The 20,053-nt window shown below is 60.4% G+C and carries 22 protein-coding genes; 12 read left to right on the forward strand and 10 right to left on the reverse strand.

Annotated features, from left to right (window positions below; all coding sequences use genetic code 11):
- Positions 1 to 21 precede the first annotated feature (21 nt).
- From ugpA to QZW03_RS06455, 4 genes are read left to right on the forward strand one after another with little or no spacing between them, the layout of a single operon-like run.
- Complete coding sequence (ugpA, locus tag QZW03_RS06440; RefSeq protein WP_296509156.1) at positions 22 to 909, forward strand: sn-glycerol-3-phosphate ABC transporter permease UgpA; 888 nt, start codon at positions 22 to 24, stop codon at positions 907 to 909.
- Complete coding sequence (ugpE, locus tag QZW03_RS06445) at positions 909 to 1,760, forward strand: sn-glycerol-3-phosphate ABC transporter permease UgpE (RefSeq protein WP_296509157.1); 852 nt, start codon at positions 909 to 911, stop codon at positions 1,758 to 1,760. Before ugpA ends, ugpE begins: the two co-directional genes overlap by 1 nt.
- Positions 1,761 to 1,806: 46 nt before the next feature.
- On the forward strand, positions 1,807 to 2,844 hold the full coding sequence (gene ugpC / locus QZW03_RS06450; protein WP_296509158.1) for a sn-glycerol-3-phosphate ABC transporter ATP-binding protein UgpC: 1,038 nt from the start codon (positions 1,807 to 1,809) through the stop codon (positions 2,842 to 2,844).
- A gap of 3 nt (positions 2,845 to 2,847) precedes the next feature.
- Positions 2,848 to 3,675, forward strand: coding sequence for a glycerophosphoryl diester phosphodiesterase (locus tag QZW03_RS06455; RefSeq protein ID WP_296509159.1), 828 nt, complete (start codon positions 2,848 to 2,850; stop codon positions 3,673 to 3,675).
- Here the strand turns inward: QZW03_RS06455 and QZW03_RS06460 are convergent.
- Complete coding sequence (locus tag QZW03_RS06460; RefSeq protein ID WP_296509160.1) at positions 3,662 to 4,324, reverse strand: HAD family phosphatase; 663 nt, start codon at positions 4,322 to 4,324, stop codon at positions 3,662 to 3,664. The two genes, QZW03_RS06455 and QZW03_RS06460, sit on opposite strands and share 14 nt — an antisense overlap.
- A 50-nt stretch (positions 4,325 to 4,374) precedes the next feature.
- Entirely contained in the window at positions 4,375 to 4,644 is a 270-nt protein-coding gene (locus QZW03_RS06465; protein WP_296509161.1) for a hypothetical protein, read from the reverse strand.
- A 76-nt stretch (positions 4,645 to 4,720) separates the two neighbouring features.
- On the opposite strand from QZW03_RS06465, the gene hemA reads away from it, so the two are divergent.
- The 4 genes from hemA to QZW03_RS06485 all read left to right on the forward strand — a co-directional run bounded on the left by hemA (position 4,721) and on the right by QZW03_RS06485 (position 8,557).
- On the forward strand, positions 4,721 to 5,980 hold the full coding sequence (hemA, locus tag QZW03_RS06470) for a glutamyl-tRNA reductase (RefSeq protein ID WP_296509162.1): 1,260 nt from the start codon (positions 4,721 to 4,723) through the stop codon (positions 5,978 to 5,980).
- Between the two features lie 145 nt (positions 5,981 to 6,125).
- Positions 6,126 to 7,235 (forward strand): peptide chain release factor 1, encoded by a 1,110-nt coding sequence (prfA, locus tag QZW03_RS06475; protein WP_296509163.1) that lies wholly within the window; start codon positions 6,126 to 6,128, stop codon positions 7,233 to 7,235.
- An 84-nt stretch (positions 7,236 to 7,319) separates the two neighbouring features.
- Positions 7,320 to 8,150 carry a peptide chain release factor N(5)-glutamine methyltransferase gene (gene prmC, locus QZW03_RS06480; protein WP_296509164.1) on the forward strand — a complete coding sequence of 277 codons (831 nt, stop codon included), beginning with the start codon at positions 7,320 to 7,322 and terminating at the stop codon, positions 8,148 to 8,150.
- A gap of 71 nt (positions 8,151 to 8,221) precedes the next feature.
- On the forward strand, positions 8,222 to 8,557 hold the full coding sequence (locus QZW03_RS06485) for a zinc ribbon domain-containing protein YjdM (RefSeq protein WP_296509165.1): 336 nt from the start codon (positions 8,222 to 8,224) through the stop codon (positions 8,555 to 8,557).
- A 48-nt stretch (positions 8,558 to 8,605) separates the two neighbouring features.
- Here the strand turns inward: QZW03_RS06485 and leuA are convergent, their stop codons facing one another.
- Positions 8,606 to 10,345, reverse strand: a complete 1,740-nt coding sequence (gene leuA, locus QZW03_RS06490) for a 2-isopropylmalate synthase (protein ID WP_296509166.1) — start codon at positions 10,343 to 10,345, stop codon at positions 8,606 to 8,608.
- A gap of 168 nt (positions 10,346 to 10,513) precedes the next feature.
- Positions 10,514 to 10,990: a peptidylprolyl isomerase gene (locus QZW03_RS06495; RefSeq protein ID WP_296509167.1), complete on the reverse strand. Its 477-nt coding sequence runs from the start codon at positions 10,988 to 10,990 to the stop codon at positions 10,514 to 10,516.
- 112 nt (positions 10,991 to 11,102) lie between these two features.
- On the opposite strand from QZW03_RS06495, the gene grxD reads away from it, so the two are divergent.
- Together grxD and QZW03_RS06505 are read left to right on the forward strand one after the other, a co-directional pair.
- Positions 11,103 to 11,429 (forward strand): Grx4 family monothiol glutaredoxin, encoded by a 327-nt coding sequence (gene grxD / locus QZW03_RS06500; RefSeq protein ID WP_296509168.1) that lies wholly within the window; start codon positions 11,103 to 11,105, stop codon positions 11,427 to 11,429.
- A 204-nt stretch (positions 11,430 to 11,633) separates the two neighbouring features.
- Complete coding sequence (locus tag QZW03_RS06505; RefSeq protein ID WP_296509169.1) at positions 11,634 to 13,373, forward strand: EAL domain-containing protein; 1,740 nt, start codon at positions 11,634 to 11,636, stop codon at positions 13,371 to 13,373.
- Here the strand turns inward: QZW03_RS06505 and QZW03_RS06510 are convergent.
- Both QZW03_RS06510 and QZW03_RS06515 read right to left on the reverse strand, forming a co-directional pair.
- Positions 13,370 to 14,008, reverse strand: a complete 639-nt coding sequence (locus QZW03_RS06510; RefSeq protein ID WP_296509305.1) for a lytic transglycosylase domain-containing protein — start codon at positions 14,006 to 14,008, stop codon at positions 13,370 to 13,372. The genes QZW03_RS06505 and QZW03_RS06510 overlap by 4 nt on opposite strands.
- A 2-nt stretch (positions 14,009 to 14,010) precedes the next feature.
- Positions 14,011 to 15,753, reverse strand: coding sequence for a proline--tRNA ligase (locus tag QZW03_RS06515; RefSeq protein ID WP_296509170.1), 1,743 nt, complete (start codon positions 15,751 to 15,753; stop codon positions 14,011 to 14,013).
- A gap of 91 nt (positions 15,754 to 15,844) precedes the next feature.
- Here QZW03_RS06515 and QZW03_RS06520 point away from each other — a divergent pair, with 91 nt between their 5' ends.
- Together QZW03_RS06520 and QZW03_RS06525 are read left to right on the forward strand one after the other, a co-directional pair.
- A complete protein-coding gene (locus QZW03_RS06520; RefSeq protein ID WP_296509306.1) occupies positions 15,845 to 16,471 on the forward strand; it encodes an RNA pyrophosphohydrolase in 627 nt (208 codons plus the stop codon).
- Positions 16,464 to 16,985: a CNP1-like family protein gene (locus QZW03_RS06525; protein WP_296509171.1), complete on the forward strand. Its 522-nt coding sequence runs from the start codon at positions 16,464 to 16,466 to the stop codon at positions 16,983 to 16,985. Before QZW03_RS06520 ends, QZW03_RS06525 begins: the two co-directional genes overlap by 8 nt.
- A gap of 20 nt (positions 16,986 to 17,005) precedes the next feature.
- Here the strand turns inward: QZW03_RS06525 and proB are convergent, their stop codons facing one another.
- The 4 genes from proB to rplU all read right to left on the reverse strand — a co-directional run bounded on the left by proB (position 17,006) and on the right by rplU (position 19,958).
- Complete coding sequence (gene proB / locus QZW03_RS06530) at positions 17,006 to 18,142, reverse strand: glutamate 5-kinase (protein ID WP_296509172.1); 1,137 nt, start codon at positions 18,140 to 18,142, stop codon at positions 17,006 to 17,008.
- A gap of 73 nt (positions 18,143 to 18,215) precedes the next feature.
- Positions 18,216 to 19,304, reverse strand: coding sequence for an Obg family GTPase CgtA (gene cgtA, locus QZW03_RS06535; protein ID WP_296509173.1), 1,089 nt, complete (start codon positions 19,302 to 19,304; stop codon positions 18,216 to 18,218).
- 73 nt (positions 19,305 to 19,377) lie between these two features.
- Complete coding sequence (rpmA, locus tag QZW03_RS06540; protein ID WP_087496571.1) at positions 19,378 to 19,635, reverse strand: 50S ribosomal protein L27; 258 nt, start codon at positions 19,633 to 19,635, stop codon at positions 19,378 to 19,380.
- Positions 19,636 to 19,646: 11 nt separating this feature from the next.
- Complete coding sequence (gene rplU, locus QZW03_RS06545) at positions 19,647 to 19,958, reverse strand: 50S ribosomal protein L21 (protein ID WP_087496570.1); 312 nt, start codon at positions 19,956 to 19,958, stop codon at positions 19,647 to 19,649.
- Between the last annotated feature and the right edge of the window lie 95 nt (positions 19,959 to 20,053).

Here is a 20,053-nt window from a genome sequence, read left to right on the forward strand (position 1 = left end):
TTGCATTTCTGATCGGAACCTATGGCTGCTGAAAAACGCGTCTTTTTCAAATCTGCATGGCTCCCTTGGGTGTTGATCGCCCCCCAGGTCGCTGTGATTTCCATCTTCTTTTTCTGGCCGGCAGCCCAGGCGCTGCTCCAGTCGGTGCAGCAGAGCGATGCCTTCGGCACCTCGGTGGAGTTTGTCGGCCTCGATAACTTCCGCAACCTCTGGAACGACGCCTCGTACCTGGCCTCCTTCAAAACCACTGCTATTTTTTCTGTGCTGGTGGCGGTATTGGGTTTGTCGCTGTCACTCACCCTCGCCATATTTGCCGACCGCGTGGTCAAAGGCTCGGGTGTCTACCGGACCTTTCTGATCTGGCCTTACGCCGTGGCCCCGGCCGTAGCGGGGGTGCTTTGGTTGTTCATGTTTGCGCCCAGCATCGGCATCGTGAGCTATGGCATTCGCGAACTTGGGATGTCCTGGGACCCGCTGCTCAACAGCAACCACGCCATGTCACTCATCGTGATGGCGGCCGTGTGGAAGCAAATTTCCTACAACTTCTTGTTCTTTCTGGCGGGCTTGCAAAGCATCCCCAAGTCGCTGATTGAGGCTGCCTCTATGGACGGTGCCCGCCCGTGGCGCCGGTTCTGGACGATTCAGCTCCCCCTGCTGTCGCCCACCACCTTTTTCTTGTTGGTGATCAACATCGTGTACGCGTTTTTTGACACCTTCGCCATCGTCGATGCGGCCACCAAAGGCGGGCCGGGCAAAGACACGGCTATTCTGGTCTACAAGGTGTATTTCGATGGCTTCAAGGCCATGGACCTCGGGGGCTCCGCCGCCCAGTCCGTGGTGCTCATGGTGATTGTGGTTGCGCTCACCGTGGTGCAGTTCCGCTTCGTTGAAAAGAAAGTGAATTACTGATGGTTGAACGTCGCCCCTGGCTGGACTTCCTGTCCCACGCCATCCTCATCATCGGCGTTCTGGTGGTGGCCTTTCCGGTCTACATCACGTTTGTCGCCTCGACCCACACCGCAGATGCTGTCGTGCAGTCGCCCATGCCTTTGTGGCCCGGCGCGCACCTGTGGGACAACTACCGCACTGCCCTGCTGGGTGGTCGCGAAGGCACCGGCTCCAAAGCCGCTGTCGGCGGCATGATGGTGGTGAGCCTGATCACCGCCTTGGTGATCTCACTGGGCAAGATTTCCATCTCGCTGCTCTCGGCCTTCGCCATCGTGTACTTCCGCTTTCCATTTCGCATGGCGTTTTTCTGGGCGATCTTTATCACCTTGATGCTGCCGGTGGAAGTGCGTATCGGGCCCACCTACCAGGTGGTGGCCGATCTCGGCATGCTCAATAGCTATGCCGGACTCACCGTGCCGCTGATTGCCTCGGCAACCGCGACCTTTTTGTTCCGGCAGTTTTTTCTGACCGTACCCGAGGAGCTGGTCGAGGCCGCGCGGGTCGACGGTGCGGGGCCGATGCGCTTTTTCAAAGACATTCTGGTGCCGCTGTCCACCACCAGCATTGCAGCGCTGTTTGTGATTCAGTTCATTTACGGCTGGAACCAGTACCTCTGGCCCCTGCTGGTCACCACTGAAGAAAACATGTACCCGGTGGTGATCGGCATCAAACAAATGATTTCCGGTGGCGACGCGCAGACCGAATGGAACATCGTCATGGCGACTGCCATGCTCGCCATGATTCCCCCCGCGCTCGTGGTCATGCTGATGCAAAAGTGGTTCGTCAAAGGCCTGGTGGATACCGAAAAGTAAACCCGCCCCCACGACGACACCTAACACAACCCACTTACGGTAATTTATGGCTTCCATCGAACTCCACAACATCATCAAACGCTACGGCACCGGCAAAACCGCCAACCAGGTCATCCACGGGGTGAATGCGCAGATCCAGGACGGTGAATTCATCGTCATCGTCGGCCCGAGCGGCTGCGGCAAGTCCACGCTGTTGCGCATGGTCGCCGGTCTGGAAGAAATCAGCGAAGGCCAGATCTCCATCGGTGGCCGCGTGGTCAACGACTTGGAGCCCAGCGAACGCGACATTGCCATGGTGTTCCAGAACTACGCGCTCTACCCGCACATGAGCGTGTTTGAGAACATGGCCTACGGTCTCAAAATTGCCAATGTGCCCATGGACGAGATCAAGCGCCGCGTTGACAAGGCCGCCAAGATTCTGGAGCTCGCGCCCTACCTGGAGCGCAAGCCCAAGGCCCTGTCGGGCGGCCAACGCCAGCGCGTGGCAATGGGTCGCGCCATCGTGCGCCAGCCCCAGGTGTTTTTGTTTGACGAGCCGCTCTCCAACCTTGACGCTAAGTTGCGTGCCCAGACCCGCCTGGAAATCCAAAAGCTGCACCGCGAACTGGGCATCACCAGCCTGTTTGTGACCCATGACCAGGTCGAAGCCATGACCCTGGCCCAGCGCATGATCGTGATGAACGGCGGCGTGATGGAACAGTTCGGCACCCCTGAAGAGGTCTACACCCGCCCGGCCAGCACCTTCGTGGCCAGCTTCATCGGCAGCCCGCCCATGAACCTGCTCAAAAATGCGCCCGATGCCCAAGCGGGCGTCATCACCGGCGTGCGACCCGAGCACCTCGACATCACCTCCAGCGGCTGGGCCCTGCAGGTTGAAGCCGTGGAAATGCTGGGTGCCGAGCGACTGATCTATGGCAAATGGGCGCACAAATTGCATGCGGCCGATGCGGACGAAACCGTCATCATCCGCATCGAAGAGTCCCAGCCGGTGCCCGCACTGGGTAGCACTTTGCATGTAACTCCGCGTGCGGATCGTATCCACCACTTCGACGCCACCACCGGCAAACGCCTCGCCACGGACTGAACCATGCACACCTCCGCCGAACCCGCTGCCCTGCCCGTCTGGCCCTACCCCCGCTGGGTCGCCCACCGGGGTGCCGGCAAACTCGCGCCGGAAAACACCCTGGCCGCCTTCCGTGAAGGGGCCGCGCACGGGTACCGGATGTTCGAATGCGACGTCAAACTCAGTGCAGACGGCGTTCCGTTTTTGCTGCACGACGCGACCTTGGCACGCACCACTGATGCATCCAACAAGACCTTAGCCCAGGTGGAATATGCGCCAGGCACTACAAAAAGCATAGCAAACAACCCTGGCGAAATAGCCGGCAATCACCCTTGGAGTACCTTGAGCCAGCTCGACGCCGGCAGCTGGCACAGCCGCCGCTTTGCAGGTGAGCCGGTGCCGACGCTGGACGCTATTGCGCGCTACTGCATCCGCAACGGGTATTTCCTGAACATCGAAATCAAACCCACCCCCGGCACCGAGCGGCACACCGGCGAAGTGGTGGCGCACCACGCCGCCCGCCTTTGGGCCGGGCAAGCGGTGCCGCCGCTGCTCACCTCGTTCGAACCCGAAGCGCTCGAAGGCGCCCTGGCCAAACAGCCCGACCTGCCCCGTGGCCTCCTGCTCGATACGCTGTGGAGCGGCTGGCTGGAAACCGCCCTGCGCCTGGGTTGCCGCGCCATCGTGTGCAACCACCAGCTCTGGGACGCTGGCACGGTGGTGCAAGCCAAAGCGGCCGGCCTGCGCACCCTGAGCTACACCGTGAACGAGGAGCCGGCCGCCCAACGCTTGCTGGCTCTGGAGACGGACGGCATCATCACCGACCGGGTCGACCTGTTCAGCCCGTCTTGAGCACCCAGTCCACCGCGGACGCCATGTCCGTCACCACCACGGTGGCGGCGCTGAAGTCCTGCACCGCGGACATCGCGGTTGGAATCGCCACACAGGCCAAGCCCGCAGCAACAGCGGAGGCGACGCCGTGCTCAGTGTCCTCAAACGCCACGGCTTCATGGCGCTGCAAGCCCATCTTCTCCAGCGCGAGCAAGTAGCAATCGGGTGCAGGTTTGCTGTGGACGACCTCGTCCGCAGAAATCACGATCTCAAACTCCGACGCCAGGGCATGGGAGCGCAAGGTGGCTGCAATGGCAAACCTGCGCGCCCCGGTCACTACGCCTCTGCGCAGGCCAGCCTTATGCAAGCGGGACAGTGACTCCCGCACGCCGGGCATCAACGGAAAGGCGTGAGTTGCAAGGTACTCGGCAGTGAGACGATTTTTAGTGTCCGCCAGTTCGACGGCGTCCGGAGCGAGCGCATAGCGCTTTTTGAGGTCATGACCGTTGGCAATAGCAGGTACGCCAGAAAAGTCCTCCATGAACAACGCCACAGGGATCTGCACACCATAAGGCTGCAACACCTCATTCCAGATGGCATGGTGCACCGCTTCAGACTCGACCAGGGTGCCATCGTGGTCAAACAGCACCGCTTTCAAACGTGAAGACATAGAAATCCGCCAAAAAAAGGCCGCGACGCCGTGCGGCCGGGTACCGGGAACTACCTGCGCATGGCCCACCATTGGCTACTGGCGCACGCCAAGACCATGAGCGCGTAGCTGGCCATCTTGCCGTCACGCCCGAAAAACAACAGACCAGCTACCAGGGCAGCCAAACCCGCTATCGAATTTATAGCTGCTTGCGCAGTCAATACGCGGGCTACAGTCACTTTTCTTATAAAAATAGGCGACAACACTGCTACCAGCAGGCCGACCACGGCCGCGGGAGCTACAAAGTTCAACAGGTGGGTGAGTAGATCAAGGGGGCCCATGGCGGTTATTGCAAAGGCCAATCGTGGCTTTGTCGTGGTGAGGTGTGGCGGGATTTTATAATCGCTGTCTAAACATATGGCAGTCTGGGCATTAGGCATTAACCACACCACCGCACCGCTGGATATGCGGGGCCGGTTTGCGTTCGCCAGCGACCAGATCGGCCCGCAGCTCCACGGGCTGCGCCAGAGCATGGCACGCCCCCCCGAAGCGGCCATTATTTCCACCTGCAACCGGACCGAAATTTACTGTGCTGGCGACGAAGCCGCGCTGGACCACACCCTGAGCTGGCTGGCCCAGAGCGGCGGTGTATCGGCCCACGAGCTGCGCTCCCACACCTACCGCCTGGAAGACCAGGAGGCCGCCCGCCACGCTTTCCGCGTGGCCAGTGGCCTCGACAGCATGGTGCTGGGCGAGCCCCAGATTCTGGGGCAGCTCAAAGACGCCGTGCGCGCGGCCGACGAGGCCGGTGCCTTGGGCACCACGCTCTCCCAGCTTTTTCAGCGCTCGTTTGCAGTGGCCAAAGAGGTGCGCAGCTCCACCGAAATCGGAGCACACAGCATCAGCATGGCCGCCGCCGCGGTGCGCCTGGCCGGTAATTTGTTTGAAGACCTGGCCCAGGTCAAGGTGCTTTTTGTGGGTGCCGGTGAAATGATTGAGCTGTGCGCTACGCACTTTGCAGCCAGAAACCCCAAGGCCATCGCCATTGCCAACCGCACGCTGGAGCGCGGCGAAAAGCTGGCCAGCCGCTTCGGCGGCGAGGTCATGCGCCTGGCCGACTTGCCCGAGCGGCTGCATGAATTTGATGCGGTGGTGAGCTGCACCGCAAGCACCCTGCCCATCATCGGCTTGGGCGCGGTGGAGCGGGCGCTCAAAAAACGCAAGCACCGGCCCATGTTCATGGTCGACCTGGCCGTGCCCCGCGACATTGAGCCCGAGGTCAAAGCCTTGGGCGATGTGTACCTCTACACCGTGGACGACCTCGCCAGCGTGGTGCAGACCGCCCAAGCCAGTCGCCAAGCCGCGGTCGCCCAGGCAGAGGCGATTGTGGACGCAGGGGTGCAAAGTTTCATGCACTGGGTAGACCAGCGCAGCGCGGTGCCCCTGATCCAGCAGCTCAACGCCCAGGCTGACGAGTGGCGCACGGCGGAGCTGGCCCGGGCGCGCAAACTGCTGGCCAAGGGCGAAGATGTTGATGCGGTGCTGGAAGCCCTTGCCAAAGGGCTCACCCAGAAAATGCTGCACGGCGCCATGGCCGAACTGCACGCCGGTGATGCAGCCGCCCGTGAGCGGGCAGGCAGCGCGATTTCGCACTTTTTCCTGCGCAACAAGCGTTAGCTGGGCTCTCGCTGAAAGGCCGGCCCCTGACGGGAGCCCGTGCCCCTCGCACGAGACGCCGCTAACCAGGCAACCCCCTTTTTTCTCTACTGCGGCCGCACTTTTTTCGCGGCGCTGCGTAACCCGATTTTCAGATTGCAGTCCCATGAAACCTTTTCTCCGCCAACAACTCGCCCGCTATGCCGACCGCCAGGGAGAGCTGGAGTTTTTGCTCTCGCGCGAAGACATCATGAAAGACATGGAGCAATTCCTGAAGCTCTCGCGCGAGCACACGGATGTGGCTGCCGTGGCCGGCCGTTGGGTGCGCTACCAGCAGCGCGAAGCCGATCTGGCCAGTGCGCAGGACATGAAGAGTGATCCCGACATGGCAGAAATGGCAGAGGAAGAAATTGCCAGCGCCACGGCAGAGCTGACCCAGCTGGAGACCGAACTGCAGCGCATGCTGCTGCCCAAAGACCCGGACGATGCACGCCCTGCGTTTGTGGAAATCCGCGCTGGCACCGGGGGTGACGAGTCCGCCTTGTTTGCCGCCGACCTCGCCCGCATGTACACCCGCTACTGCGATGCCCAAGGCCTGCGCACCGAGATCATGAGTGCCTCGGAAAGCGAGTTGGGCGGCTACAAAGAGGTCGTGCTGCGTGTGGAAGGCAGCGCGACCACCAGCGCCGGCTCTTGCGGGGCCTATGGCATGCTCAAGTTCGAGTCCGGCGGCCACCGCGTGCAGCGTGTGCCGGCTACTGAAACGCAGGGGCGCATTCACACCAGCGCCTGCACCATTGCCGTGCTGGCAGAGCAAGACGAAGTCGAAGCTGCCAAGATCAATCCATCCGATCTGCGCATCGACACCTACCGTGCCAGCGGCGCGGGTGGCCAGCACATCAACAAAACCGACTCGGCGGTGCGCATCACCCACATTCCCACCGGCATCGTGGCCGAGTGCCAGGACGGCCGCAGCCAGCACAGCAACAAGGCCCAGGCCTTGAAAGTGCTGACCGCCCGCATCCACGAAAAAGAGCGCTCGGAGCGTGCCGCCAAAGACGCCGCCGAACGCAAGAGCCTGGTGGGGAGTGGCGACCGCAGCGACCGCATCCGCACCTACAACTACCCGCAAGGGCGGCTGACCGACCACCGCATCAACCTCACCATCTACAAGCTGGAGCGTGTGATGGAGGGTGACCTGGGCGACGTGGTGGATGCCCTGCAAGCCTACGAGGCAGCCGATCAGTTGGCAGCGCTCGAAAACAGCCTGCCCTGAGCCCTTGGCAACCCTTGTGCCATGGCGTTTTGCACTTCGGGTAGCTCTTCACCGACACCCACCGCTATCCATAAGTGAGCAAATATGCCGACCATCGCGCAAACCATTGCCAGCCTGCAAAGCGCGGGCCTGGACCTGACAGACAGCCGTTTGCTGCTCCTGCATGCAATCGGGCAAGCCCGCGCCGGGCGTGCCTGGCTGCTCGCCCATGACACCGACCTGGTGGGCGAAGCCGCTTCGCTGCGGATTCAAGAATTGGCCGGCCGGCGTCTAGCGGGTGAGCCGGTGGCCTATATCGTGGGAACCCGGGAGTTTTTCGGGCTGAGCCTGCGAGTCACCCCGGATGTGTTGATTCCCCGGCCCGACACCGAAACTCTGGTGGACTGGGCGCTGGACGCGCTGGCCCCCACGCCGGGCGCCCGGGTGGTAGACCTCGGCACCGGCAGCGGTGCGATTGCGCTGGCACTCAAGGCCACCCGCCCTGCCCTGCAGGTGGAGGCGGTGGACTACAGCCATGCCGCGCTGGCGGTGGCGCAAGGCAACGCGCAACAGCTGGGGCTCGACATCCGGTTCAGCCACGGTTCGTGGCTGAGCGGCCCCAGCGGCTTGTTTCAGGTCATTGTGTCGAACCCTCCCTATATCCGGGAGGACGACGAACACCTGCCCGCCTTGGCCTACGAGCCGCGCACAGCGCTCACTGCCGGCAATGACGGGTTCAGCGACCTGCGCGCCATCATCGACCAAGCCCGCACCCGCCTGCTGCCCAGCGGCTGGTTGCTGCTGGAGCACGGCTACGACCAGGCCAGCGAGGTGCGCGCACTGCTCAGCGACGCGGGCTTCGGCACGGTGCAAAGCCGCCGGGACCTGGCCGGCATAGAGCGCTGCAGTGGTGGCCAATGGCACCCGGAAATATAGCCAAATAGGCCGCTAGCCCATGTAAATAATGCGCTAGCAGCTACTGAATTCATAGCAAACAGAAAGACCTCATGTCTACTCCCGCCTGCCCCCAGTGCACCCTGGAAAACACCTACCCCGATGGCAGTAACTTTGTCTGCGCCGACTGCGGCTTTGAATGGCCACAAGCCGCAGCCCCCGCGGAAGACGAAGACAACGCGGTCGTGAAAGACTCCAACGGCCAGGTGCTGCAAGACGGCGACGCGGTGGTGCTCATCAAAGACCTGAAAGTCAAAGGCAGCTCCACCGTGCTCAAGCAGGGCACCAAGGTCAAAAGCATCCGCCTGGTGGGCGGCGACCACGAGGTGGACTGCAAGATGGACGGCGGCAGCTTTATGCTGAAGGCTTGCTACTTGAAAAAGGCATAAAAAAACCGGGGCGCTTGCGCTGCCCCGGCTGTTCATCGCGTGGCGGGGTCAGGCCGCAAAAGGCTCTGCCGCATCCACGTCCACCAGCCCCAAGCGGTTCACACCGCTGATGAGCGCCTTGACCGAAGCGGTCACGATGTTGGTGTCCATACCTACACCGAAGCGCTCGCCGCCTTTCACGGCCTCGCCATGGGCCGACACCAGCTCCAAGAAAGCACAGGCCTGGGCGTCGCCCCCATCGGTGCTGGCTTTGGTGCTGCGCTCTTCATAGCTGCGCACTTGCACCTTCACGCCAATCGTCTGCAGGGCATGGACTGCCGCATCAATCGGGCCGTTGCCTTCGCCGGTGATCAACATGGGCTGGCCGTCCACTTCCACGCCGATGCGGATGCCCTGCACATGGGCCTTACCGGTCTGGCCGGGGTGGTCGAACAGGTGGTGCTCGACGTAGCGCACTTTGGCGTCGGCAGCGTTCAGGTAGGTGGCGTCAAACAGTTCCCAAATATTCTTGGCTGTCATTTCACCGCCATGGCTATCGGTGTAGTTTTGCACCTCGCCCGAGAACTCCACCTGCAGGCGGCGCGGCATGACCACGCCGAACTCCGCTTCCATCAAATAAGCCACACCACCCTTGCCGCTCTGGCTGTTGACCCGGATCACCGAGTCGTAGCTGCGGCCCACGTCGGCGGGGTCAATGGGCATGTAGGGCACATTCCACAGCGCGTCGGGGCCGGCTGCCTTTTGGGCGGCAAAGCCTTTCTTGATGGCGTCCTGGTGGGAGCCACTGAACGCGGTGAACACCAGGTCGCCCACATACGGGTGGCGCGGGTGAATGGGCAGCTGGTTGCAATGCTCCACGGTGCGGGCAATCGCGTTGATGTCCGAAAAATCAAGGCCGGGGTTCACGCCCTGGGTGTACATGTTGAGGGCCAAGGTGACCAAGTCCACATTGCCGGTGCGCTCGCCGTTGCCGAACAAACAGCCTTCCACGCGGTCCGCGCCGGCCATGAGCCCCAACTCGGCCGCCGCCACGCCGGTGCCGCGGTCGTTGTGCGGGTGCAGGCTCAAAATGACGCTGTCACGGCGGGCGAGGTGGGTGTGCATCCACTCGATCTGGTCGGCATAGATGTTGGGGGTGGACACCTCTACCGTAGCGGGCAAATTGAGGATGACCTTGTTGGTGGGCGTGGCACCCCACTCGGCCGTGACAGCGTCACACACTTCGCAGGCAAATTCGAGCTCGGTGCTGGTAAACACCTCCGGGCTGTACTGCAGCACCCACTCGGTCTCAGGCATGGTGGCGGTAATCTCTTTGATAAGCCGCACCGACGACACAGCCAACTCTTTCACCTCAGGCTTGCTCATGCCGAACACCACGTCGCGGAAGACGGGGGCGGTCGCGTTGTACACGTGCACGATGGCGCGGCGAGCGCCCTTGAGCGATTCAATAGTGCGGCGAATCAAGTGCTCGCGGGACTGGGTGAGCACTTCAATGGTCACGTCGTCGGGCACATGGCCGCCGACGATCAATTCGCGCACAAAGTCAAAGTCGGTTTGCGAAGCGCTGGGGAAGCCGACCTCAATTTCCTTGAAGCCCACTTGCAGCAGCGTGCGGAACATGCGCATCTTGCGTTCCGCATTCATGGGCTCAAACAGGGATTGGTTGCCGTCCCGCAGGTCCGTGCTCATCCACATGGGGGGCCGGGTGATGCTGCGTGTGGGCCACTGCCGGTTGGGCAGATCGATGGCAGGGAAGGCGCGGTATTTGGTAGCGGGGTTGGACAACACGGCAAAAACTCCTGAGGGGCATGACACCAATTTCGATCTTGGTATCGTAGCCCCACAGGTCAGGCAGCCGATTGCGTAGTTTGCCTATTTTGAAGATTTATTGGCATCCAATGCCAATAAATTGAGGTTTACAGAGATTTCAAGCAATCAAAACCTCAGGAACGGCAATCAGTGGTGGTGACCGTGGGCACCATGCACGTGGCCGTGGGCAATTTCTTCTTCGCTCGCCGCCCGCACGTCCAGCACTTTGAGCGCGAACTGTAACGACTTGCCTGCCAATGGATGGTTGCCGTCCAGGTGCACCACGGGGCCTTTGATTTTCACCACGTTGAACACAATGGTCTGACCATCTTCAGCGCGTCCTTCCAGCTGACCACCGACCTTCACGCCGGGTGGAAACTGGGTCTTGGGGATGGTTTGCAACAGCGCTTCGTTGTATTCGCCAAAGGCGTCAGCCGCTGCCAATTCCACGGTGGCGGCATAGCCTGCGGCCTGCCCTTCCAGAGCCTCTTCGATCTTGGGAAAGGTGTTGCCATAGCCGCCATGCAGGTAGGCGATGGGTTCCTGGCTCTGGTCCAGCAGCTTGCCGGTAGCGTCGGAAATCTTGAATTGCAGGGTGACTGCGGTGTTTTTGGTGATGTTCATGCGCGCAATTATCCTAAAAAGCCGTATGACCGGTACGCCCTGCGCGCGGCGTGGGGACAGGCAGCCTCGAAGGTGAAATAATCAGGGTATCTATCTACTCGGACGTATTGACATGAGCGACGCACAACAACGCATTGACGAACTGGTGAAATCCAACGAAATTTTGCTTTTCATGAAAGGCAGCGCCAGCTTCCCCCAATGCGGCTTTTCCGGCCGCGCGATCCAGATCCTGAAAGCCTGCGGCGTTGACACCAAAACCGTCAAAACTGTGAACGTGCTGGAAGACGACGGCATTCGCCAAGGCATCAAGGAATACAGCAACTGGCCCACCATTCCCCAGCTCTACATCAAGGGCGAATTCATTGGCGGCTCAGACATCATGATGGAAATGTACGAATCCGGCGAACTGGTTCAAGTGCTGGGCACCCAAGCCGGCTAAACCGCGCGGCGGACCGCCCGACCTGCGGGCTCGGGCGCCCGCTGAGCAGCGTTCTGCAAGGAGCCATCCGTTTCAACAGCCTTCACGGACGACCCGGAGGACATTGTTGTCCGGAGGCGTCGTGTCTTTCAGTTTGGCCTGCTGATCTTCATTGCCTTCACGGGAACGGCACTCCAATACAGCCTGAAATCCCGATGGGATGTCGTGCTCTCCCTCGGCATCGGGGCCGCGCTCATGCTTCCCGCGCAGTGGCTCAATCACCGGGGCCACCATGAAACAGCAGCGGTGTTGGTGCTCTCCACGGGCACCTTGTCGCTGTTCAGCATCATGTGGTTCAGCGACGGGCTGCGGGACTCGTCGCTGCTGGGATATCCGGTCATCTTGATTGGTGCCGGTCAATTGCTCAGACCCCGGCATTTCTGGATGCTGCTCACCCTCATGCTGACCTGCGTGTTGCTGCTGGGCTTGGGCACCCTCAATGGCTGGCGCACCGGGCTCACACCGGGCACCGAACTCGACAGGCTGACCGACAGCCTCTCTATTTTGTTGGTGAACGGCTTCCTGATCTGGTTTCTCACCTATGACATGCAAAACGCCTTGGTGCGCTTGCGGGCCCAGATCGCGCGCTTTCATGCGTCGGAGAAGAACCTTACCTACCTCGCCCAACATGACGGCCTGACCCGCCTGCCCAACCGGGTATTGGGCAACGCCCTCTTGACCGACGCCATGCGACAAGCTGCTGTCAACGGAACGCATGTGGCTCTCTTGTTTGTCGACCTCGACAACTTCAAAGATGTGAATGACTCCGCAGGGCACTCCGCGGGAGATGACTTCCTCATCCAAGTCGCGCAGCGGCTGCGCGAATCCGTGCGGCAAAGCGACGTGGTGTGCCGCCAGGGCGGCGATGAGTTTTTAATCGGCCTGACCGAACTCAGCAGCGAGAGCGACATCGGCCTCGTGAGCGAACAGGTCTTGCAAAGAATGCAAGCACCCTTCCGCTTGCGCGGACAGGAGGTGCTCGCATCCTGCTCCATCGGCGTCGCTATTTACCCGGCCCACGGCACCAGTTTCGATGAACTCCTGCGGCACGCCGACCTAGCCATGTACCAGGCCAAAGAAGCGGGGCGCAACACCTACCGGGTTTTCAGTGAAGACATCCGCAGCAGCATCACCGAGAACCTGCACCTGATCTCCAGCCTGCGCCAAGCGCTTCTCCAGGAAGAGTTTGTGCTGCACTACCAGCCCGTGCTGGACATTCGCACCGGCAAGCTGCTGGGGGCTGAGGCATTGGTCCGCTGGCAAAGCCCCAAGCTGGGCATGGTGGCACCCGGCCTGTTTATCGCGCTGGCGGAAAAGTCAGGCCTGATTGTTGACATCGGGGAGTGGGTGCTCAACGAGGCCTGCAGGCAAATGCAGGCCTGGCGCGCCATGGGGGCCAGCACCTTGTTTGTGTCGGTGAACCTGTCGCCCATCCAAATGAGTCGGGGCAATGTGGAAACCGTCATCGCCACCGCACTGAGGACCACAGGCCTGGACCCGGCCCAACTGGAGCTCGAAGTCACCGAATCCACCTTGGTTGCAGACACCGAGAAATTCATCGCCACACTCGCGCGGATTCAGGCCACCGGGATTCGCCTGGCGATTGACGACTTCGGCACTGGTTACTCCAACCTGTCGTACCTGCAGCGCTTCCCGGTGCACAAGCTGAAGATCGACCAATCCTTCGTGCGCCGCCTCCTGCAAGGGGAGAAAGATGTGGCCATGGTCAGCGCCATCATTCACTTGGCGAAAAGTCTGGATCTCACCGTGACTGCCGAAGGCGTGGAAAACGAAGCGACCCACAAAGCACTCAAAGGCATGGGCTGCGACCAGGGGCAAGGCTACCTGTACGCCCGGCCCATGCCGGCCAGTGACTTTGAAGCCTATTGGCGCCAACGGGCCTAAGGCGCCCAGTCCCAGATACGCTTGTTGGCCATGACCGCGTTCGGGTAAGGCGACTTGCCCCGGGAACCGTTGTACCGCCCCAAAGCCATGAACATATCGCCACGCTCGCGCTCAAGGTAGTGACGCAAGATCACGCAGCCGAAGCGCAGATTGGTCTGCATGTGAAACAGCTTTCCCGCGTCGCCATCGCCCAGCACGCGGGTCCAGAAGGGCATGACCTGCATGTAGCCACGGGCGCCTACGCTGCTGACCGCAAACTTTCTGAAGTTGCTTTCCACCTGGATCAGGCCCATGACCAGCGACACGTCGAGGCCGGCCCGTTTGCTCTCGTACCAGACGGTCTGCAAGAACTCCCGCCGCACATCCCACTCCGGCTTTTTCCTCTTCAGGCGCTCGCTCATGGCACCCAGCCAGCGCAGGTAGTTCAACCGGGAATCGGTATCTTGAAACTCGGGAATCGGAGGCGCCGAGTTAGATATGGCAGACGACAGCGCGGTGCGCACCGAGTCCACCAGCGGCTCTTCGAGCTGCCTGCCCGCCACCGCCTTTTGCTGCGATAACGATAGCAAGCCACCCAGTAAAAACAAGCGCTGCAGCCCGATCCGGCGGCTAACACCGGATGCGGCTACCGGCATATTCATGCCTTCAACTTGCCCAGCAACAGCGCAGCGATATCGGCGACCGCCACACTGGTGGCTGCGCTCTCACGGCGATGCTGGTACTCCACCACGCCTTCCTTCAAACCGCGGTCACCAATATTGACACGGTGCGGCACACCGATGAGCTCCCAGTCTGCAAACATGGCGCCGGGACGCTCGTTGCGGTCATCCAGAATCACATCCACGCCGGCGGCCAACAGTTCCTCGTAGAGCTTGTCAGCAGCGGCCTTGACTTCGGGGAAGCGGTCCGGATTGATCGGGCACAGCACTACAGTAAATGGCGCCAATGCATCGGGCCAGATGATGCCCTTGTCGTCGTGGTTCTGCTCAATAGCGGCCGCAGGCAACCGGGTGATGCCGATGCCGTAGCAGCCCATTTCCATGAACTGGGGTTTGCCGTTCACATCCAGGAAGGTGGCGTTCATGGCCTTGCTGTACCTGGTGCCCAGGTAGAACACATGACCCACCTCAATGCCGCGCTCGATAGCCAAAACGCCCTTGCCGTCAGGCGATGCATCGCCCTCCACCACATTGCGCAGATCGGCAATGACATCGGGCTCAGGCAGGTCACGGCCCCAGTTCACGCCGGTCAGGTGGAAGTCCACTTCGTTGGCGCCGCAGATCATGTCTGCCATCAACGCCACTTCGCGGTCTGCCACCACTTTCAGGGGCTTCTTCAAGCCAACCGGCCCCAGGTAACCCGGCTCGCAGCCGAAGTGCTCATCAATTTCGCCCAGCGTCGCAAAACGGAAATCCGCCAAGCCCGGAACCTTGCCGACCTTGACCTCATTCATGCTGCGGTCGCCGCGGATCAACAGCAGCCACACCACCGATTTGACGATCTCGCCTTTGTCGTCGCGCACATCGGTCGCCACCACCAAAGACTTCAAGGAGTTTGCAAGTGGAAACTTCAAGTATTCCGCCACATCCGCGCAGGTGCTCTTGCCTGGCGTTGCTACCTTTTCCATAGCAGCTTGCGCAGACGCTCTGGGGGCTACCGGCACTAATGCCTCTGCTTTTTCCATGTTGGCCGCGTAGTCGCTGGTCGGGCAGTAGACGATGGCGTCTTCCCCCGTGGCCGCAATCACTTGAAACTCTTCACTCAAATCGCCGCCGATAGCACCACTGTCGGCCGCCACCGCGCGGTAGGTCAGGCCGAAGCGGTCGAAAATTCGGCGGTAAGCCTTGGCCATGACCTGGTAGCTGGCCTTGGCGGAATCCTGGTCGCGGTCAAAGCTGTAGGCATCCTTCATGATGAACTCACGACCGCGCATCAAGCCAAAGCGGGGGCGACGCTCGTCGCGGAACTTAGTCTGGATTTGGTACAGGTTCTTAGGCAGCTGCTTGTAGCTTTTGATTTCCTGGCGGGCAATGTCCGTCACCACTTCTTCGCTGGTCGGCTGGACCACGTAGTCGCGGTCGTGGCGGTCTTTGATGCGCAAGAGCTCAGGGCCCATCTTGTCAAAGCGACCTGTTTCCTGCCACAGCTCTGCGGGCTGGACCACCGGCATGGTCAGCTCGACGGCACCCGCGCGGTTCATTTCTTCGCGAACAATCGCCTCGACTTTGCGGATTACCCGCAGTCCCATCGGCATGTAGTTGTAAATGCCGGCACCCAACTTTTTGATCATACCCGCACGCATCATGAGCTTATGGCTCACCACTTCGGCATCGGTGGGCGCTTCTTTGAGGGTGGAAATCAGAAATTGGGAGGCTTTCATGGGTCGCTCGGTGAACTACAGGGAGCTTCAGACCTTGATGCACTGCTTTCGCTGTGCATAATGAATGAAGTTTAAAAATTGGGGTTTGATTATGCTTGACCGGGACGGATTTCGGCCCAATGTCGGCATCGTCCTGCTCAACCAGCGAAATCAGGTATTTTGGGGCAAACGCATACGCACACACTCGTGGCAGTTCCCGCAAGGTGGCATTGACCGGGGAGAGACTCCCGAGCAGGCCATGTTCCGTGAATTGCATGAAGAGGTGGGCCTCCAACCGGAGCATGTAAGCATTGTTGCCCGTACCCGCGACTGGTTGCGCTACGAGGTGCCGGACAGGTTTGTCCGCAGAGATGCGCGGGGACATTACAAGGGACAAAAGCAGATCTGGTTTCTTCTGCAGCTGGTCGGGCACGACTGGGATTTGAACCTGCGCGCCACCGACCATCCGGAGTTTGACGCGTGGCGCTGGAATGACTACTGGGTCCCTTTAGACGCTGTGGTCGAGTTCAAACGCGGGGTCTATGAAATGGCCCTCACGGAGCTGTCCCGCTACCTGCCGCGCCATGAGAGCCGCAACCGCTACCTGCGGCACACCGGTGGCCGCACGCGCGAGGCAGACAGCGGTTTCGACCGACTGCAACCCAACCATATGGAGCTGCCCCCGGGCGCCTCTTTTGAACCGGATCCGGGCACCCATGCGGCCCCACACCATGATTAAGCTGCGAATTACGCTCACCCTTTTGTCCCTGGCGTTTGGAAGCAGCTTGTGCGTAGCCCAAAACACCTTGGACAACCCGGATTGGGCGGAAGAAAAAGAGCCTCCACCCCCTGCTTTTTCCGCAGCGAGGGTTATGGCTCTGGACATGCCCAATTTCGTGACAGTGAAGGTGGGTATCGATCCTGCCACCATCCTGGTCGGTGCAGACGGTATCGTGCGCTATGTGGCGGTCATGACGAATTCCACCGGTACAAGCAACGCGGTCTACGAAGGCATCCGCTGCCTGACCGGCGAAGTCAAGACCTACGCTCGCGCAGGCTCCAGCGGAAGCTGGTCACTGATCAGCACCCCGACGTGGCGCGACTTGTTGGACAACATGCCTTCTCAGCACGCCCGCGCTTTCGCACGACAGGCCGCGTGCGACACGCGTGTTGCCAGCAGCAAAGCCGAGATTCTCAACGCCTTGAAGTTCGGGAAAAAATCGCCCACTTTCCGCGGGACCAGCGAGCAGTAATCGGGGCACTGGCTCGCTGTTCAGCGAGTTAGTACCAAGTTATCGCGGTGCAGCATTTCCGGCTCAGCAGCGTAGCCTAGCAAGCGCTCGAACTCCGTAGAGGGTTTGCGGCAGAGCAAGCGAGCCTCTGCGCTGGCGTAGTTCGCCAGCCCCCGCGCGATCTCCAAGCCGGTCTCATCGCGGACTGCGATAACGTCGCCACGAGAAAACTCGCCTTCCACGCTCAACATGCCGATCGGCAACAAGCTCTTGCCTTCGTCCCGCACTTTGGCGGCAGCACCGGCATCCACCACCACAGCACCACGCATTTGCAAGTGGTCGGCCATCCACTGCTTGCGGGCTTGGTTCTTCTGAGTCTGGGCGATTAGCAGCGTACCGATAGCGTCACCCTGCGTTAGCCGGATCAACGCGTCCGGCTCACGCCCCCACGCGATGACGGTGGACGCACCAGAGCCCGCAGCACGTTTGGCGGCCAGAATTTTGGTCAGCATTCCGCCACGCCCGATGCTGCTTCCCGCGCCACCGGCCATGAGCTCCAACGCTGCGTCGCCCGCCAGCGCTTCACTTACAAAAGTAGCACCCGGGTCTTTGCGCGGGTCGGCGGTAAACAAGCCCTTTTGGTCGGTGAGAATCACCAAGGCGTCCGCCTCCACCAGGTTGGCCACCAGGGCACCCAAGGTGTCGTTGTCGCCGAATTTGATTTCGTCGTTCACCACCGTGTCGTTTTCGTTGATAACGGGCACCACACCCAGCTTCAACAAAGTCAACAAGGTTGAGCGAGCGTTCAGGTAGCGCTCGCGGTCTGCAAGGTCGGCGTGGGTCAACAACACTTGGGCACTGCCCAGATCGTTGGCGCGCAGCTTGGTCTCATACATTTGCGCCAGACCCATCTGACCGACAGCCGCTGCTGCTTGCAGCTCTTGCACCGCTTTCGGCCGGGTCGCCCAACCCAAGCGCTTCATCCCCTCGGCAATGGCACCGCTCGACACCATGATGACTTCGCGGCCATCACGAATCAAATACGCCAGCTGCCGGCACCACTCACCAATCGCCTGCTCGTCCAAGCCACGGCCGTCGTTGGTCACCAGACTGGAGCCAACTTTCACCACCACACGCCGCGCATCGCGCAGTACGGTTGAGCTGAATTTTTGAGTCATTTATGCCTGTAGCCCTTGAGGAATATGCGCGAGTAGCTATAAAAACCGTAGCAACCAACCGGCCAAACTGGCTTTATGCCGCTGGAGTATCCGGATCACTGGAGCCCGGAGCAAACCGTGGGTCCACCTCCACATGGGGCATTTCAGCGATCTGCTGCGCCTTGATGTGCTTGTAGATTTCCTTGATCAGCGGCTCACAGCCTTCACGGGTCAGGGCAGAAATTTCGAACACCGGGCCTTTGAATTTGTAGCGCTTGATGAAATCTTTGATCAATGCAACACGCTCATCGCCCGGAACCATATCCAACTTGTTGAGCACCAGCCAGCGGGGCTTTTTGTACAAGTTTTCATCGTATTTTTTGAGCTCATTGACGATGGCTTTGGCCTGTGCAACCGTGTCCACGCCGTCGTCAAAAGGCGCCATGTCAATCACGTGCAGGAGCAAACGGGTGCGCTGCAGGTGGCGCAAAAACTGGTGCCCCAAGCCCGCGCCTTCTGCCGCGCCTTCAATCAAGCCCGGCAAATCCGCCACCACAAAGCTCTGCTCAGGTCCCACACGCACCACGCCCAAGTTCGGGTGCAGTGTCGTGAAGGGATAGTCGGCAATACGCGGGCGCGCATTCGACACCGCAGAAATAAAGGTCGACTTACCCGCATTGGGCATGCCGAGCAAACCCACATCAGCCAGAACCTTAAGCTCCAGCTTCAGGTTGCGCTTTTCGCCGGGCCAGCCGGGAGTCTTCTGGCGAGGTGCGCGGTTGATAGCGCTCTTGAAGCGCAAATTGCCAAAGCCGCCATCACCACCTTTGGCAATGGTGATGACCTCACCGGGCTGCAACAGCTCAAACAACACTTCGCCAGTTTCAGCGTCGGTGATGATGGTGCCCACCGGCATTTTGAGGGTGATGTCGTCGCCCGCTGCGCCGAACATGTCGGAGCCCATACCGTGTTCACCGCGCTTGGCGTCATAACGACGCGCGAAGCGGTAATCCACCAAGGTATTGAGGTTGGAGTCCGCTACTGCGAACACATGGCCGCCACGGCCGCCATCGCCCCCGTTGGGGCCACCGAATTCTTTGTACTTCTCATGCCGGAAGGAAACGCAACCCGCGCCGCCATCTCCCGCGGAGATATCAATGTAGGCTTCGTCAACAAACTTCATGGTCGTACACCGAGGTTAGAAATGAAAAACCCCGCGCGAAGGGCGCAGGGTTTCTCGGGGGAGCCTGTGCAGATTACGCTGCAGTAATGCTCACTGTGTGCTTGTTCAACGCACCCTTGACTGCGAACGACACTTTGCCGTCCACCAGTGCAAACAAAGTGTGGTCCACACCCATGCCGACGTTGTCGCCAGCGTGGAATTTGGTACCGCGTTGACGCACGATGATGGAACCAGCGCTGATCAATTCACCGCCGAAAGCCTTCACGCCGAGCATCTTTGGCTTGGAGTCACGTCCGTTGCGCGTAGAGCCGCCGCCTTTTTTCTGTGCCATGACCTATTCCTTTAAGCCTTGATCGCGCCGATTTGCAGCTCTGTGAACTGCTGACGGTGACCTTGACGTTTTTGGTAATGCTTACGACGACGCATTTTGAAAATGCGCACTTTGTCGTGCTTGCCGTGGGAAATTACTGTGACCGTAACGGTCGCACCGGACACCAAGGGAGTGCCGACTTTCAGTTCAGCGCCGTTTCCGACTGCCAGAACCTGGTCGATCACGATCTCTTGGCCTACGTCCGCAGCAATCTGTTCTACTTTAATTTTTTCGCCAGCAGCAACGCGATATTGCTTGCCGCCGGTTTTTATGACCGCGTACATGTTGACCTCTTCGACTAGGAAATTCTGCAAATGAATTTTTACAGAGCCTTGGAGTATAACATTCCTCCGCAAATCGTCAAAGCCTGCCATAGCGG

Origin of the sequence: Rhodoferax sp. (assembly GCF_013297935.1) — a bacterium.
GTDB lineage: Bacteria > Pseudomonadota > Gammaproteobacteria > Burkholderiales > Burkholderiaceae_C > Allorhodoferax.

What these genes read in the sequence shown, in the direction of transcription:
- hemA (WP_296509162.1), top strand. Translation starts at nt 4,721, where the DNA reads ATGGCAGTCTGGGCATTAGGCATTAACCACACCACCGCACCGCTGGAT.
- QZW03_RS06515 (WP_296509170.1), bottom strand. Translation starts at nt 15,753, where the DNA reads ATGAAAGCCTCCCAATTTCTGATTTCCACCCTCAAAGAAGCGCCCACC.
- ugpE (WP_296509157.1), top strand. Translation starts at nt 909, where the DNA reads ATGGTTGAACGTCGCCCCTGGCTGGACTTCCTGTCCCACGCCATCCTC.
- cgtA (WP_296509173.1), bottom strand. Translation starts at nt 19,304, where the DNA reads ATGAAGTTTGTTGACGAAGCCTACATTGATATCTCCGCGGGAGATGGC.
- QZW03_RS06460 (WP_296509160.1), bottom strand. Translation starts at nt 4,324, where the DNA reads ATGTCTTCACGTTTGAAAGCGGTGCTGTTTGACCACGATGGCACCCTG.
- prmC (WP_296509164.1), top strand. Translation starts at nt 7,320, where the DNA reads ATGCCGACCATCGCGCAAACCATTGCCAGCCTGCAAAGCGCGGGCCTG.
- QZW03_RS06465 (WP_296509161.1), bottom strand. Translation starts at nt 4,644, where the DNA reads ATGGGCCCCCTTGATCTACTCACCCACCTGTTGAACTTTGTAGCTCCC.
- rpmA (WP_087496571.1), bottom strand. Translation starts at nt 19,635, where the DNA reads ATGGCACAGAAAAAAGGCGGCGGCTCTACGCGCAACGGACGTGACTCC.
- QZW03_RS06495 (WP_296509167.1), bottom strand. Translation starts at nt 10,990, where the DNA reads ATGAACATCACCAAAAACACCGCAGTCACCCTGCAATTCAAGATTTCC.
- QZW03_RS06525 (WP_296509171.1), top strand. Translation starts at nt 16,464, where the DNA reads ATGATTAAGCTGCGAATTACGCTCACCCTTTTGTCCCTGGCGTTTGGA.
- QZW03_RS06455 (WP_296509159.1), top strand. Translation starts at nt 2,848, where the DNA reads ATGCACACCTCCGCCGAACCCGCTGCCCTGCCCGTCTGGCCCTACCCC.
- QZW03_RS06520 (WP_296509306.1), top strand. Translation starts at nt 15,845, where the DNA reads ATGCTTGACCGGGACGGATTTCGGCCCAATGTCGGCATCGTCCTGCTC.
- proB (WP_296509172.1), bottom strand. Translation starts at nt 18,142, where the DNA reads ATGACTCAAAAATTCAGCTCAACCGTACTGCGCGATGCGCGGCGTGTG.
- rplU (WP_087496570.1), bottom strand. Translation starts at nt 19,958, where the DNA reads ATGTACGCGGTCATAAAAACCGGCGGCAAGCAATATCGCGTTGCTGCT.
- ugpA (WP_296509156.1), top strand. Translation starts at nt 22, where the DNA reads ATGGCTGCTGAAAAACGCGTCTTTTTCAAATCTGCATGGCTCCCTTGG.
- QZW03_RS06485 (WP_296509165.1), top strand. Translation starts at nt 8,222, where the DNA reads ATGTCTACTCCCGCCTGCCCCCAGTGCACCCTGGAAAACACCTACCCC.
- prfA (WP_296509163.1), top strand. Translation starts at nt 6,126, where the DNA reads ATGAAACCTTTTCTCCGCCAACAACTCGCCCGCTATGCCGACCGCCAG.
- grxD (WP_296509168.1), top strand. Translation starts at nt 11,103, where the DNA reads ATGAGCGACGCACAACAACGCATTGACGAACTGGTGAAATCCAACGAA.
- ugpC (WP_296509158.1), top strand. Translation starts at nt 1,807, where the DNA reads ATGGCTTCCATCGAACTCCACAACATCATCAAACGCTACGGCACCGGC.
- QZW03_RS06510 (WP_296509305.1), bottom strand. Translation starts at nt 14,008, where the DNA reads ATGCCGGTAGCCGCATCCGGTGTTAGCCGCCGGATCGGGCTGCAGCGC.